The sequence below is a fragment of the Chitinivorax sp. PXF-14 genome (assembly GCF_040812015.1).
Taxonomy (GTDB): domain Bacteria; phylum Pseudomonadota; class Gammaproteobacteria; order Burkholderiales; family SCOH01; genus JBFNXJ01.
The window spans coordinates 145,648-159,094 of sequence record NZ_JBFNXJ010000008.1 but is presented as its reverse complement, the minus strand read 5'-3'; the positions used below and the strand labels follow the sequence as shown (position 1 = coordinate 159,094).

Here is a 13,447-nt window from a genome sequence, read left to right as displayed (position 1 = left end):
TTGGATTGCCATGCCTACTATCGATAACACGAGCCGCTGGGTACAAGCCTTCCAGTGGCTGTTCTTCCCGGTTTCCCTGGCCAGCGGCATTGCCGCGATGGCTTATGCGCTTTCCCAGCATATCGCGCCGGAACAGGTCGCCATGGCGATCCCCGTATCCTGCCTGGTGCTGCTGGCGATAGGCGAGCGCATGCTGCCTTACAACCCCGACTGGAACCGCTCGCAGGGCGATGTGACGGCCGATCTGCTGTCGCTCGGGATGGTTGCCCTGGGGCTGGAAACGCTGTTCAAGGCAGCAGGCCCGGCCGCCGCAGTGTGGCTGCTGGCGCAACTCGGCCTGCCTGCCGATTGGCATGTCTTCCCGCGCCACTGGCCGTTCTGGGCGCAGTATGCGTTGGTTATCGGGGTGATCGAGATCGTCAAATACTGGTTCCACCGCATCGGCCACGAAGTCGATTTCTGGTGGCCGCTGCATTCGGTGCACCATGCGGTGAAGCGCGTCTACCTGCTTAACGGCTTCCGCATTCACCCGCTCTACCATCTGTTGACCTATGTGCTCGGCTATTTCCCCTGCATCCTGCTCGGCGCACCCAGCGAGACGCTGTTGATGCACACCGTGATTCTCGGCATCTGCGGCGGCTTTCAGCATTGCAATATCCGCCTGAAATTCGGCTGCCTGAACTACCTGTTCAGCACCAACGAGATTCATCGCTGGCACCACTCGATACGGCTGGAAGAGGGCAACAAGAACTACGGTGCCATCTTCTCGCTGTGGGACGTCGTCTTCGGCAGCTACTACAACCGGCCGGATGAGGCGCCGGCCACCATCGGCATGGTGAAGGAAACCGGCTACCCGATGAATAGCTACTGGAAGCAGCTGCTGGTACCGTTCATGTATCGGCGCTGGGTGAAGTCGAGCTAGCCGGGGATCATCGCCAGCCCAGCCCACACCTCGAGTACAGCTGGGATGGCAGGGCGATCACCGCGGTTTTCAATGTGCCGCAGATTCAGTGAGCTGGAAACTTCGGGGCATCGTCCCCATCTGGGGGGAGGGCCGGCAAATTGGGCACGGCTGGCGCTTTTTTGGGCAGCACAAGACAAGTCGTTGATATCGTGGCCGATACGCACAGCGATCCTCGCCTTGTCCCCAGGCTTTTCCCCAATTCTGTGGATAATCGGCCCCATGCGACACGGCTGCCGTGCGTTGTGCGCCGGCTTATCCGGCACGGCCTGCGACTACTGGAAAGTCATGGGCCAAGGCCATCAGGGACTACCCCAGCTTGTCGGTTGTAACATTGGCGCGCCATAATGCCACGCTTCACTAGGAGTGCCCTGGACGGAAGCCGCACAGGAACCGGCCAGGTAACTAGGGTCGAGGCATGACACCAGACGTTCTGGCGTGACTAAAAAATCAATAGCTTGCATCCGGTCTACGGTAGCAACATACAATCGCCATGGATTGTGCATGATGGGAGGCGCTCGATGAGCACCGCATTTGTATTTCCCGGCCAGGGTTCCCAATCGGTCGGCATGTTGAATGGTTTTGCGGATCTGGCGGTCGTCAAGGCGACGATCGAAGAAGCCAATACCGTTCTTGGGTTCGATCTGTGGTCCATGATCGAAAATGGCCCGCAAGAATTACTGAATCAGACTATCAATACCCAGCCCGCGATGCTGGCTGCCGGTGTTGCCACCTATCGCGCCTGGCTGCAGCTTGGCGGCGCGACACCTGCGCTGATGGCCGGGCATAGCCTCGGCGAATACACGGCGCTGGTCGCCGCCGGCGCGCTGTCGTTCGCCGATGCGCTGCAGCTGGTGCGCTTCCGTGCCGAAGCGATGCAGGATGCCGTCGCCGAAGGGCAGGGGGCCATGGCCGCCGTGCTGGGCCTCGACGACGAGCCGCTGATCGCCGCCTGTCGCGAGGCGGCCCAGGGCCAGGTGCTCGAGGCCGTCAATTTCAATTCTCCCGGCCAGGTCGTCATCGCTGGCGACAAGGCTGCCGTCGAACGTGGCATCGAGGCCTGCAAGGCCCGTGGCGCCAAGCGCGCGCTGCTGCTGCCGGTCAGCGTGCCGTCGCACTGCGCATTGATGAAGCCCGCGGCCGCGCGCCTGGCCGACCGGCTGGCGTCGGTGCAGATCGACACGCCGGTCGTGCCGGTGCTGCACAATGCCGACGTGGCCAGCCATACCGATCCCGCCACGATTCGCGATGCGCTGGTTCGCCAGCTGTACAGCCCGGTGCGTTGGGTCGAGACGATTCAGGCGCTGGCGGCGCGCGGTGTCACGCTGGTTGCCGAGTGCGGCCCCGGCAAGGTGCTGGCGGGCCTCAACAAGCGCATCGACGGCAATCTGCAATCGGCCGCGCTGACCGATGGCGCCGCGTTGAAAGCCTTGCTCGGCTGATCGTACGCGGCGGTCCTCTCCATTTCGACAGGAATGACTATGCTTGAAGGCAAAATTGCGCTGGTCACCGGCGCCAGTCGCGGTATCGGACACGCGATCGCACTCGAACTCGCTCGCCAGGGCGCAACCGTCATCGGCACGGCCACCACCGAACAGGGTGCCGCCGGCATCACGGAAAAGCTGCAGGCGGCAGGCAAGGGCCGGGGCATCGTGATGAACGTGGCGGACAGCGCCCAGACCGATGCGGCGCTGGCGGACATCCAGAAGGAATTCGGCGATATCGCCATCCTCGTCAACAATGCCGGCATCACGCGCGACCAGCTGCTGATGCGCATGAAGGACGAGGAGTGGGACGACATCATGAACACCAACCTGCGTTCGGTGTTCCGTCTGTCCAAGGCGGTATTGCGCGGGATGATGAAAGCGCGCTGGGGGCGTATCATCAGCATCGCCTCGGTGGTTGGCAGCATGGGTAATGCCGGGCAGACCAACTACGCGGCGGCCAAGGCCGGCATCATGGGCTTTACCAAGTCGCTGGCGCGCGAAGTCGGCAGCCGCAACATCACGGTCAATTGCGTGGCGCCGGGCTTCATCGACACGGACATGACAAAAGCCCTGCCCGATGAGGCAAGGGCGGAGCTGATCAAGCAGATCGCATTGGGAAGATTGGGCGATGCTCAGGATATCGCCGACGCCGTTGGCTTCCTGGCATCGGACAAAGCCGCCTACATTTCAGGTGTCACCCTGCATGTAAATGGCGGTATGTATATGAATTGAAAGGGAAAAACTTCGTTTTTCCCGGTAGATTCAGGCTCTGGCAATTTTTGGTACAATGCCCGGGCTTTATTTAATCCACTTGAAAGGTATGGGTTAGTTAAATGGAAAACATCGAACAGCGTGTGAAAAAGATCGTAGCTGAGCAACTCGGTGTCAACGAAGCAGAAGTCAAGAACGAATCCTCGTTCGTTGACGACCTCGGTGCCGATTCGCTGGACACGGTCGAGCTGGTCATGGCGCTGGAAGAGGAATTCAATCTTGAAATTCCTGATGAAGAAGCCGAGAAGATCAGCACTGTGCAGCACGCGATCGACTACATCGTTGGCCATCAGAACTAAGCATTGACGGTTGCCCGCCGGTCGTGTGTGTTCACAAGATGTACATGACCGGCGACACCCTCTTGTCGCACTCCCTCCTTATCTGCACGTGGAGCTACCTTGTCTAGACGCAGAGTAGTTGTCACTGGCCTTGGTCATCTGTCCCCCGTCGGCAATACCGTCGAACAAGGCTGGGCAAACATCGTTGCCGGCAAGTCCGGCATCACCCGAATCACCCGATTTGATGCGAGCACGTACGCGTCGCAGATCGCTGGCGAAGTCAAGGATTTTGACGTTTCAGCCTATCTGCCCGCCAAAGATGCGCGCCGCATGGATATCTTCATTCACTACGGCATGGCGGCTGGCATGCAGGCCGTGCGCGACGCTGGCCTGGAAGACCTGGCCGGCATCGACCCGGAACGCGTCGGTGTCATCATCGGTTCCGGCATCGGCGGCCTGCCGATGATCGAAAACACGTACCAGTCCTTGCTGGACGGTGGCCCGCGCAAGGTGTCGCCGTTCTTCATCCCGGCGTCGATCATCAATATGGTCGCGGGCAATCTGTCGATCCACTACGGATTCAAGGGCCCCAACTACGCGCTGGTCAGTGCCTGCACGACGGCGGCGCACAGCATCGGCGATGCTGGCCGGCTGATCGAGTACGGCGACGCCGACATCATGGTCTGCGGCGGCACGGAATCGACCGTCTGCCCGCTGACGATGGCTGGTTTCGGCTCGGCGCGCGCGCTGTCCACCCGCAACGACGACCCGGCTGCCGCATCCCGCCCGTGGGATACCGAACGCGACGGCTTCGTGCTGGGCGAGGGTGCCGGCGTGCTGGTGCTCGAGGAATATGAGCATGCCAAGAAGCGCGGCGCCAAGATCTACGCCGAGCTCGCCGGTTATGGCATGAGCGCCGATGCGCACCACATGACCGCACCCTGCGAGGACGGCGAAGGCGCGTCGCGCTGCATGGTCAATGCGCTGCGCAACGCCGGCCTGAATCTCGATCAGGTCGACTACATCAACGCGCACGGCACCTCGACGCCGCTCGGTGACCTTGCCGAAACCATCGCCATCAAGCGCTGTTTCGGTGATCATGCGAAGCAGCTCGTGGTCAGCTCGACCAAGTCGATGACCGGCCACCTGCTCGGTGCCGCCGGTGGGGTCGAGGCCGTGTATTCGGTGCTGGCCATCCACAACCAGATCGCGCCGCCGACCATCAACCTGCATGAGGTCGATCCGCAGTGTGACCTGGATTACGTACCCAATACCGCGCGCCAGATGAAGATCGACGTGGCGCTGTCCAATTCCTTCGGGTTTGGCGGCACCAACGGATCGCTGGTTTTCAAGCGCATCTAAGCCCAAGAGTGCCGCGTCCTGCGGCACTCGCTCTTTCTTCCCGCCATGCCCGTCATACGAATCGATCAGGTGCCCGACCTGGTAGCCCTGCACGCTGCTGCACCGCAGCGTTTTCCCTGTCTGCTCCAGTCTTCCGGCAACAAGGGCTGGGACATCCTGCTGGCCTATCCACGCGACACCGTGCTCAGCTGGGATGGCGACGGCCATGCCGTGTTTGCGGACCTGGAGCGGCGCTGGCAGGCCGAAGGCGATGCCGGGATCGAGCCTGGCACCGAACATTTGCCATTCCGTGGCGGCTGGTTCGTGTTCCTGTCCTACGAAGCGCTGCAGGAGGTCGAGCCCTCGGTCGCGACGCTCAAGGCGCCCAGCCCCTTTCCACGTGCCGCGCTGGCGCGTGTCCCGGCCGCCATCTGTGTCGATCGCGCAAGCAATACTGCCTGGCTGTTCGCTGAGGCGGCGCAGGCGCAACTGATCGACGAGCTGCAAGGCGCTTGCCACGCAGCCACGCCGTTCGAGCCGCACCCGCTGGCGTTGCGCGGCGTGGACGAAGAAGCGCCGCAGCAATTCCTCTCCGGCGTGGAGCGGATCAAGCAATACATCCACGAAGGCGATGTGTTCCAGGTCAACCTGTCGCGCGAATGGCGCGTCGAGCTGGAGCCGTCCCGCCGGCCGGTCGATGTGTTTGCGGCGTTGCGCACGGCCAACCCGGCGCCATTCTCGGCGCTGGCCCGGCTGAGCGAGACCCATGCAATCGTCAGCTCCTCGCCCGAACGCCTGCTGCGCGTGCGCGGCGGGGTGGCCGACACCCGCCCCATCGCCGGCACACACCCGCGCTCCAGTGATCCGGATGAAGACCTGGCGCTCAAGGCCCGCCTGATCGGCAGCATCAAGGAGCGCGCCGAGCACGTGATGCTGATCGACCTCGAACGCAACGACCTGGGCCGCGTCTGCGTGCCCGGCAGCGTCGAGGTGGACGAACTGATGGCGGTCGAGAGCTATGCCTTCGTCCACCACATCGAATCGAACATCAAGGGCAGGCTGCGCCCCGAGGTGAGCCCGGCGCAGGCCATCGCCGCGCTGTTCCCGGGCGGCACGATCACCGGCTGCCCCAAGGTGCGAACCATGCAGATCATCAGCGAGCTCGAATCCGGGCCACGCCAGGCCTACACCGGCAGCCTCGGCTACGTGAACCGGGATGGCGACATGGACCTGAACATCCTGATCCGCAGTTTCATTCAGACCGGCGACGAGCTGCGCTTCCGCGCAGGCGCCGGCATCGTTGCCGACTCCGACCCCGAGCGCGAGCTGCACGAAACCCGCGCCAAGGCCCGTGGCCTGCTGCGTGCGCTGGGCGTTGCCGGATGATCTTCGTTAACGGCGTGCCGGGCGACAGCATCAGCGTGCTCGACCGCGGGCTCTGCTATGGCGATGGCGTGTTTCGCACCTTGCCCATCCGCGCTGGCCGCGTGCCGCTGTGGGAGTGCCACCTGGCCACGCTGGCGCGGGATTGCGGCTTGCTGCGCATCGCGATACCCGAGCGGGCGCTGCTGGAGGCCGATCTGCGCCAGGCCGCGGTGGGCGTCATCGACGGTACGGCCAAGCTGATCGTCACACGCGGCGTCGGCCAGCGCGGCTACTGGCCGGACCCGGCGCTGGCGCCGACGCGCATCGTCCAGGCCGCGGCGGGCCAGCCCTATCCCGAATCGTGGCGACGCGACGGCGTGGTGCTGACTTCCTGCCAGACCCGGCTGTCGGAGCAGGCGCAGACGGCCGGCGCCAAGACGTTGAACCGGCTGGACAACATCCTGGCGCGCTCGGAGTGGGACGACCCCGGCATCTTCGATGGCCTGATGCAGGCGGCGGATGGCCGTTGGGTCGAGGGCACGATGAGCAATCTGTTCCTGGTCAGCGGCGGCCGCCTGATCACGCCGGACCTGCGTCGCGGCGGGGTGGCCGGCATGGTGCGCGGACTGGTGTTGCGCGACACGCTGGGGCTGGGCTGCCAGGTGCGCGACGTGGATGCCGGCGATATCGCCTCGGCCGACGCGCTGTTTGTCTGCAACAGCCTGGCCGGTGTGTTGCCGGTGAAACGCCTCGATGCGCGCGAGTACCGCGATTTTTCCGTCGCTTATCGCGTGCAGGATGAACTTGCTAGAATTGCGGACTCCGAACCCGCCTTGATCCTGACACCATGAAAATCGCCGCAATGACCCTGATGGCCCTGCTTGCCGCCGGCGCCCAGGCCGAAACACAGAACTACGTCTACGACCCGGCCAAGCATGCCCAGGTGCTAAAGGAACACTGCGAGCATGTGCAAAAGCAGCTCGACATTATCTCCAGACGCGAGAAGCTCGGCGTCAAGTCCTGGGAGCGCAGCAGCATCGACAAGCGCCGCGGCGAGCTGCAGGGCGATTACGACAAGAACTGTACCCAGTTCAAAGGGCAGTAAGCCTCACTGGCCTTGCGCCGAGCCCTCCCGGCGCGGGTCCACACCGCTTTCCCACACCGGGCCCCGGCGCATCATGCCGTGCAGCCCGCTATTCAGGTCGATCAGCTTGATCTCGTGGCCCATGCCTCGCAGCAGCGGGACCTGCGCTTCGAGGCCACGGTTTGTCTCCAGCTCCGTCGAGCCGTTGCGGCTGCCGAAATGGGGCAGGGCGACGGCAGCAGCGAGTGTCTGCCGCTGCCACAGTACCGCCACCAGCGTTTGCGCCACGTAGTTGATGATGGCCGAGCCGCCCGGCGAGCCGATGGCGAGCAGCGGTTCGCCCTTGGTGTCGAGCACGATGATGGGCGACATCGACGAGCGCGGACGCTTGCCGCCCTCGACGCGGTTGGCGACCGGCTGGCCGTCTTCAACGGGCTCGAAGGCAAAATCGGTCAGCTGATTGTTGAGCAGAAACCCGTCGACCATGCGCCGGTTGCCAAACGCATCCTCGATCGATGAGGTCATCGACACGATATCGCCGCGCGCATCGCGGATCACCATATGCGTCGTCGATGGCCGCTCCGACAGGCTGTCCTGCCCCTGTTGCGCGGCGCCGGCCGGCTGCCCCGGCGCGGCATGGCCCATGCTCCGCTCGGGCGAGATCAGGGCGGCGCGCTTTCTCAGATAGCCAGGGTCGAGCAGGCCCTCGCTCGGTACGGCGACGAAATCCGGGTCGGCAACATAGTGGTCGCGGTCGGCATAGGCAAGCCGGCCTGCTTCGGCGAAGCGATGGATGAATTGCGTGTCGGCCGGCGCGTAGCGGCCGACATTCTGAGGGGCCAGCATGCTGAGCATCTGGATCACGGCGATGCCGCCCGAGCTCGGCGGCGGCATGCCGCACACGGTGTAGGCGAGCACGGGCCGGCATAGCGCTGGCCGCTGTACGGCGCGATAACGGGCCAGGTCGGCCGTGTCGAGATCGCCCTCGGGCCCAAGCGTGGCGACGATGTCACGGCCAAGCTGGCCCTGGTAGAGCGCCGCCGGCCCCTGCCTGGCGAGCTGCCTCAGGGTGGCCGCCAGGGCGGGAATTGCGAGGCGGCTGCCCTCGGCCCTGGGGGTGCCATCGGGCTTGCAGAAGTAGGGGGCGGCAGTGGGGCTGCGGCATAGCAGCGGGTCGTCGTGCATCAGGCGATACAGCCGTGGCGAGATGGCGAAGCCCTTGCGTGCCTGGTCGATGGCGGGCTGGAACAGCACCCGCCACGGCTTCGTGCCGTGTGCCGCGTGGGCCATCCCCAGCATCGCCAGCAGGCCCGGCACGCCAACCGCCTTGCTCGATGCCACCGCCTTGGAAAACGGCAGCGGCTCGCCTGCCGCATCGAGGAAGCGCTCACTGCGCGCCTTGGCCGGGGCGGTTTCACGGCCATCGTAGGCCTGCACCTGGCGCCGTTTTGCGTCGTAATAGAGCAGGAAGCCGCCGCCACCGATGCCTGACGATTGCGGCTCGACCAGCGTCAGCATCATCTGCGCCGCGATCGCCGCATCGATGGCGCTGCCGCCTTGCTGCAGGATGCCGGCCGCAGCCTGCGTCGCCAGCGGGTGCGCGGTTACTGCAAGGTAGTGACGGGCCGTGACAACAGGGGCCGTACGATAGCCGGTGGCACCCTCTGGCAGCGGCTGCTCGGCCCACGCCGGGCTGCCCAGCCCGCACAGCAGCGCCAGCAATGCCGCGCGCAGCGCCAGGGCGGTGGTTCGGTGGCTTGGTGCCATGTCTGTTCCTGTAAATCCGATATACTTCACGCCGATGAACGAATTCAGCCTGATCCAGCGCTATTTCACGCGCCCCGGGCGGCACACCCTATTGAGCATAGGCGACGATGCCGCGTTGATACAGCCAGGGTCCGACCAGTGCCTGGCCGTCTCGGCCGACATGCTGGTGGCCGGCCGCCATTTCCTTACCGACACCGACCCCTATCGCCTCGGCTGGAAGACGCTGGCCGTCAATCTGTCCGACATGGCCGCGATGGGCGCCGTGCCGCGCTGGGCCATGCTGTCGCTGGCGCTGCCGGCTGCCGACGCGGGCTGGCTGCAGGCCTTTGCCGATGGTTTCTTCGCGCTGGCCGAGCGCTTCGACGTCGACCTGATCGGTGGCGACACCACCAGCGGCCCGCTCAACCTGTCGGTGCAGATCATGGGCGAGGTGCCTGCGGGCCAGGCCTTGCGTCGCGACGGTGCCAGGCTGGGCGACGATATCTGGGTATCGGGCGACATCGGCGAGGCCGCGCTTGGGCTGGCGCACCTGCAGGGGGGCGTCGTGCTCGCGGAGGCGGCACGCATGGCCGCCATTGCCCGGCTCGAACAGCCGAGCCCGCGTATCGAGCTCGGGCTGGCGCTGCGAGGTATCGCGCACAGCGCCATCGACCTGTCGGACGGCCTGCTCGGCGACCTTGGCCACATCCTCGAACGTTCCGGCTGTGGCGCGCGGATCGACGTGGCCGCGCTGCCGGCTTCCGACTGCCTGGCACCGTTGCTGCGTAGCGAGCCCGGCTGGGATTACCAGCTGGCTGGTGGCGACGACTATGAGCTGTGCTTCACCGCGCCGCCTGCCCGGCGCGAACAGGTGGTGGCCCTGCAGCAGGCGCTGTCGCTCAAGCTCACGCGTATCGGCGAGATCACGGCCACAGGCCTCGAGGTGAGGGCACCGGACGGGCAACTCCATCAACCCAAGCGTCACAGCTTCGATCATTTCAGGGCCTGAACCATGAGCGCCATCATCAAGCCGGACTGGTCCTTCATCTGCCGCAAGCCGGCCTATTTTCTCGCTTTCGGTTTTGGCACCGGGCTCAGCCCGAAGGCGCCGGGCACGGTCGGCACGCTGGCGGGCTTCCCGGTGTACTGGCTGCTGGCCAGCATGCTCACGGGCCTGTCTCTGTATATCGCGATTGCCGTACTGTGCGTGGTCGGCATCTGGATGTGCGACGTGGCCGGCAAGGCGGTTGGTGTAGCCGACCACGGCGGCATCGTCTGGGACGAGATCTCCGCCTTCTGCATCGTGCTCGCCTTCAACCCGGCCACGCCGCTGTGGTGGCTGATCGGCTTCGGGCTGTTCCGCCTGTTCGACATCTGGAAGCCATTTCCCATCCATCAGCTCGACGAACGCACGCACAGCGGTTTCGGCGTCATGCTTGACGACGTGTTGGCAGCTGGTTACGCCATCGCGGCATCGTGGCTATTGCAGCGCCTGCTGCATCTCTAGATTGCGCGGGTGCTAGGCACCCGCATTCGCCAGCAGCAGGCCGCCGAACAGTGCGGTTTCCGCCAGGCGCTGCAACAGCCCGCGGATGGGCAGGCAGGCTCGCAGGTTGAACGCCAAGGGCAGGGCCAGCACGAAGGCGGCCAGCGCCTGGAAGCCCACGCCATGATCGGCGCCGAGCCGCCACAGGAAGATGCCGCCCCCCCAGTATTCGACCAGCCCGCCCAGATTGTGCAGGGTTTGCCGCCAGGAGCCGCGCGCCGGTGAGCCCGGGTCACACGGGAACGCCGCTGCAGCCAGATAGCCCACAGCAATGCATAGTGCCAGGCCAGCCGCACTGCTGCCGTGGCGCAGCCAGGCCAGGGTGAGCGCCATCAGGCCGACCGGCAGAAAGACGCCATAGCTGGCCAGCAGCCCACGCCTGGCGCCGGTTTCACCGAGCTCGCTGATGGTGTCGCGGATGGCGCGATAGCCGGGCCGATCTGCGCCCAGCAGCAGCACGCTCGACACGAGGTAGAGGGCGGTGACGGTAGTCAGCATGAAGGTGGTCATGGTGCTTAGTTATCGCCGAGATGCCGGCGCTTGCCAAGCCTGGCTTGACGCCGCGCCGTGCGTGGCCGTCAAATAGCGCACACGCCGCGTACTTCTCTACCGCCCAACCCGGTGCCTGCCCATGCGTTATCTCCGTTATGCCCTGCTTGGCGTTGGTGGCCTGCTCGCCGCGCTGATCGCGATCGTCGCCATCGTCGCACTGACGTTCGACCCGAATCGGCTCAAGCCCGAGATCGTGGCGCTGGTGAAAGAGCAGAAGCAGCGCACGCTGACCATCGACGGCGACATCAAGCTCAGCCTGTTCCCCAACATCGGGGCCAGTATCGGCAAGCTCACCCTGTCCGAGCACCAGTCCGACCAGGTCTTTCTGTCGCTCGACCAGGCGCGGGTATCGATGCAGCTGTGGCCGCTGTTGAAGCAGCGCTACATCATCGACGGCATCGAGGCGGAAGGTGTCACCGCGACGATACGCCGCAATACCGACGGCAGCCTCAACATCGACGACCTGCTCAAGAAGGAAGAGAAGAAAAGCCCGCTCGAACTCGAGATCGACCACATCCGTCTGGCCCGTTCGAACCTGAGCTTCGACGACCGCCAGCAGCAGCGCGTCACCTCGCTCAAGTCGATCGAACTGAAGACCGGTGCCGTCAATCAAAAGCGCATCGACAAGCTCGATCTGGCCGCCGAACTCGACAACTCGAAACCCGCGGTCAAGGCCAAATTGACGTTGCAGGGCAGCGTCGAGATGGATGCCGATCAGCAGCAGTACGGGCTGGCGGGGCTGAAGGTCGGCCTGCAGGGGGATGTCGACAAGCTCAAGGCCTTGCTGCTGACGCTCGAAGGCAATGCCAGGCTCGACCTCAAGGTGGCGCGCTACGATGTCGACGGCCTCGCGTTGTCGCTCGAAAGCCAGCTCGAACGCGACAAGCTCGTGGTCAAGCTCGGCGCGCCGAAGCTGGCGTTGAGCAAGCAATCGATGCAGGGCGACGCGGTCGATCTGAACGTCTCGTTCAAGGGCGACAAGCGCGATGTCGCGGCCGAGCTCAAGTTGAGCGGTCTGGCAGGTAGCAGCGAGCGCGTGACGGCCCAGGCCATGGCGCTTGCCGTCGACGCCAAAGAGGGTGCGGACAGCGTGAAGCTCAAGCTGGCGAGCCCCGTCGATCTGACCATTCAGGGGTTGCACGTGCTGCTGCCCCAACTAAAGCTGAGCGCCGATGTGGCGAGCAGCAAGCTCAAGTCGCAGCAACTCGGGGTGACGCTGGCGGGCTCGGCCGAAGCCAGCGCCAACAGCGCGAAGCTCGTGCTCGCCGGCCGGCTCGACACATCGAACATCAAGGCCAGCGCGGCGATCGACAGCTTTGCCAAGCCGTTCTACCGCTTCAACGTCAGCCTTGACCAGCTCGACCTGAACCGTTACCTGGCCGACGCCCCGGCGGCGCCGGAAGCCGCACCAGGCAGCGCGTCTGCGGCGGGCTGGGACCTGTCCGGGCTCAAGAGCCTGAACGCGGAGGGCCATGCGAGTATCGGCAGCATCCGCTTCAAGGATTTCACGCTGACTGACTTCGCGCTTGAGCTCAAGGCCGGCAACGGCCAGATCCAGCTGTCGCCGTTGACGCTGAAGCTGTTCGATGGCCAGTTGCAGGGCTCGGCCACGGCCTCCACCACCACGCAGCCGCGTTTCACGCTGAGCCCGCGGCTCACCGGCGTCAATATCGGCAGCCTGATTAAGACGCTGGCCAGGAACGACCGGCTCGAAGGGCGCGGCAATGTGCAGGGTGAGCTTTCCACCCAGGGCGGCAATCCCGACCAGGCCCTGCGCAATCTCAATGGCCGTCTTGCCGCCCAGCTGCAGGACGGTGCGCTCAAGGGCATCAATATCGGTGCCACGCTGCGCCAGGCCAAGGCGACGATGGCGCAATTGCAGGGGCAGCAGGTGAAGCAGGCCAGCGCGAGCGAGAAGACCGATTTCACCGAGCTCAGCGCCTCGTTCAATATTCGCAACGGGGTCGCGCACAACGAGGATCTCAACGCCAAGTCGCCATTGCTGCGCCTCGCGGGTAACGGCGACATCAATCTGCCGGACAAGACGCTCGACTACCTGCTCAAGGCCAGCCTGGTTGGCACGGCGGTTGGCCAGAGCGGGCGCGAGCTGGAGCAACTGAAGGGGGTGACGGTGCCGGTGCGGGTCAAGGGCTCGCTACTGGCGCCCAGCTACGCGCTCGACTTCAACAACCTGGTGGCGGACACCGCCCGCGCCAAGCTCAACGAGCAGCTGGATCGGCAGAAGCAGGACTTGCAGAAAAAGGCCGGCGATGCGCTGACCGACCAGTTGCAGAAGCTGTTCAAGAAGTAGCCACG

General features: G+C 64.7%; 13 protein-coding genes. 11 read left to right on the top strand and 2 right to left on the bottom strand.

What is annotated here, in order from left to right; genetic code table 11:
• Positions 1–10 precede the first annotated feature (10 nt).
• From ABWL39_RS11800 to ABWL39_RS11765, 8 genes are all read left to right on the top strand, one after another.
• Positions 11–922: a sterol desaturase family protein gene (locus ABWL39_RS11800; protein ID WP_367790963.1), complete on the top strand. Its 912-nt coding sequence runs from the start codon at positions 11–13 to the stop codon at positions 920–922.
• A 560-nt stretch (positions 923–1,482) separates the two neighbouring features.
• Positions 1,483–2,403 (top strand): ACP S-malonyltransferase, encoded by a 921-nt coding sequence (gene fabD / locus ABWL39_RS11795; protein ID WP_367790960.1) that lies wholly within the window; start codon positions 1,483–1,485, stop codon positions 2,401–2,403.
• A 33-nt stretch (positions 2,404–2,436) separates the two neighbouring features.
• Complete coding sequence (fabG, locus tag ABWL39_RS11790; RefSeq protein ID WP_367790957.1) at positions 2,437–3,180, top strand: 3-oxoacyl-ACP reductase FabG; 744 nt, start codon at positions 2,437–2,439, stop codon at positions 3,178–3,180.
• Positions 3,181–3,281: 101 nt separating this feature from the next.
• Entirely contained in the window at positions 3,282–3,518 is a 237-nt protein-coding gene (gene acpP / locus ABWL39_RS11785; protein ID WP_367790953.1) for an acyl carrier protein, read from the top strand.
• Between the two features lie 99 nt (positions 3,519–3,617).
• Positions 3,618–4,859 carry a beta-ketoacyl-ACP synthase II gene (gene fabF, locus ABWL39_RS11780; protein WP_367790950.1) on the top strand — a complete coding sequence of 414 codons (1,242 nt, stop codon included), beginning with the start codon at positions 3,618–3,620 and terminating at the stop codon, positions 4,857–4,859.
• Positions 4,860–4,904: 45 nt separating this feature from the next.
• Positions 4,905–6,224, top strand: coding sequence for an aminodeoxychorismate synthase component I (locus ABWL39_RS11775; protein WP_367790947.1), 1,320 nt, complete (start codon positions 4,905–4,907; stop codon positions 6,222–6,224).
• Entirely contained in the window at positions 6,221–7,054 is an 834-nt protein-coding gene (gene pabC, locus ABWL39_RS11770) for an aminodeoxychorismate lyase (RefSeq protein WP_367790944.1), read from the top strand. Before ABWL39_RS11775 ends, pabC begins: the two co-directional genes overlap by 4 nt.
• On the top strand, positions 7,051–7,308 hold the full coding sequence (locus tag ABWL39_RS11765; protein ID WP_367790941.1) for a hypothetical protein: 258 nt from the start codon (positions 7,051–7,053) through the stop codon (positions 7,306–7,308). The genes pabC and ABWL39_RS11765 overlap by 4 nt, the downstream gene beginning before the upstream one ends.
• Before the next feature lie 3 nt (positions 7,309–7,311).
• Here the strand turns inward: ABWL39_RS11765 and ggt are convergent, their stop codons facing one another.
• Entirely contained in the window at positions 7,312–9,054 is a 1,743-nt protein-coding gene (ggt, locus tag ABWL39_RS11760) for a gamma-glutamyltransferase (protein ID WP_367790938.1), read from the bottom strand.
• Here ggt and thiL point away from each other — a divergent pair.
• Together thiL and ABWL39_RS11750 are read left to right on the top strand one after the other, a co-directional pair.
• On the top strand, positions 9,053–10,042 hold the full coding sequence (gene thiL / locus ABWL39_RS11755) for a thiamine-phosphate kinase (RefSeq protein WP_367790935.1): 990 nt from the start codon (positions 9,053–9,055) through the stop codon (positions 10,040–10,042). The genes ggt and thiL overlap by 2 nt on opposite strands.
• A gap of 3 nt (positions 10,043–10,045) precedes the next feature.
• Positions 10,046–10,540: a phosphatidylglycerophosphatase A gene (locus ABWL39_RS11750; protein WP_367790932.1), complete on the top strand. Its 495-nt coding sequence runs from the start codon at positions 10,046–10,048 to the stop codon at positions 10,538–10,540.
• Between the two features lie 12 nt (positions 10,541–10,552).
• Here ABWL39_RS11750 and ABWL39_RS11745 read toward each other — a convergent pair whose 3' ends face one another.
• Positions 10,553–11,089, bottom strand: coding sequence for a DUF998 domain-containing protein (locus tag ABWL39_RS11745; protein WP_367790928.1), 537 nt, complete (start codon positions 11,087–11,089; stop codon positions 10,553–10,555).
• 121 nt (positions 11,090–11,210) lie between these two features.
• On the opposite strand from ABWL39_RS11745, the gene ABWL39_RS11740 reads away from it, so the two are divergent.
• On the top strand, positions 11,211–13,442 hold the full coding sequence (locus ABWL39_RS11740) for an AsmA family protein (protein ID WP_367790925.1): 2,232 nt from the start codon (positions 11,211–11,213) through the stop codon (positions 13,440–13,442).
• Positions 13,443–13,447 lie beyond the last annotated feature (5 nt).

Coding starts and splice junctions, on each gene's coding strand:
- ABWL39_RS11800 (WP_367790963.1), top strand. CDS start 11: ATGCCTACTATCGATAACACGAGCCGCTGGGTACAAGCCTTCCAGTGG.
- fabD (WP_367790960.1), top strand. CDS start 1,483: ATGAGCACCGCATTTGTATTTCCCGGCCAGGGTTCCCAATCGGTCGGC.
- fabG (WP_367790957.1), top strand. CDS start 2,437: ATGACTATGCTTGAAGGCAAAATTGCGCTGGTCACCGGCGCCAGTCGC.
- acpP (WP_367790953.1), top strand. CDS start 3,282: ATGGAAAACATCGAACAGCGTGTGAAAAAGATCGTAGCTGAGCAACTC.
- ABWL39_RS11775 (WP_367790947.1), top strand. CDS start 4,905: ATGCCCGTCATACGAATCGATCAGGTGCCCGACCTGGTAGCCCTGCAC.
- pabC (WP_367790944.1), top strand. CDS start 6,221: ATGATCTTCGTTAACGGCGTGCCGGGCGACAGCATCAGCGTGCTCGAC.
- ABWL39_RS11765 (WP_367790941.1), top strand. CDS start 7,051: ATGAAAATCGCCGCAATGACCCTGATGGCCCTGCTTGCCGCCGGCGCC.
- thiL (WP_367790935.1), top strand. CDS start 9,053: ATGTCTGTTCCTGTAAATCCGATATACTTCACGCCGATGAACGAATTC.
- ggt (WP_367790938.1), bottom strand. CDS start 9,054: ATGGCACCAAGCCACCGAACCACCGCCCTGGCGCTGCGCGCGGCATTG.
- ABWL39_RS11750 (WP_367790932.1), top strand. CDS start 10,046: ATGAGCGCCATCATCAAGCCGGACTGGTCCTTCATCTGCCGCAAGCCG.
- ABWL39_RS11745 (WP_367790928.1), bottom strand. CDS start 11,089: ATGACCACCTTCATGCTGACTACCGTCACCGCCCTCTACCTCGTGTCG.
- ABWL39_RS11740 (WP_367790925.1), top strand. CDS start 11,211: ATGCGTTATCTCCGTTATGCCCTGCTTGGCGTTGGTGGCCTGCTCGCC.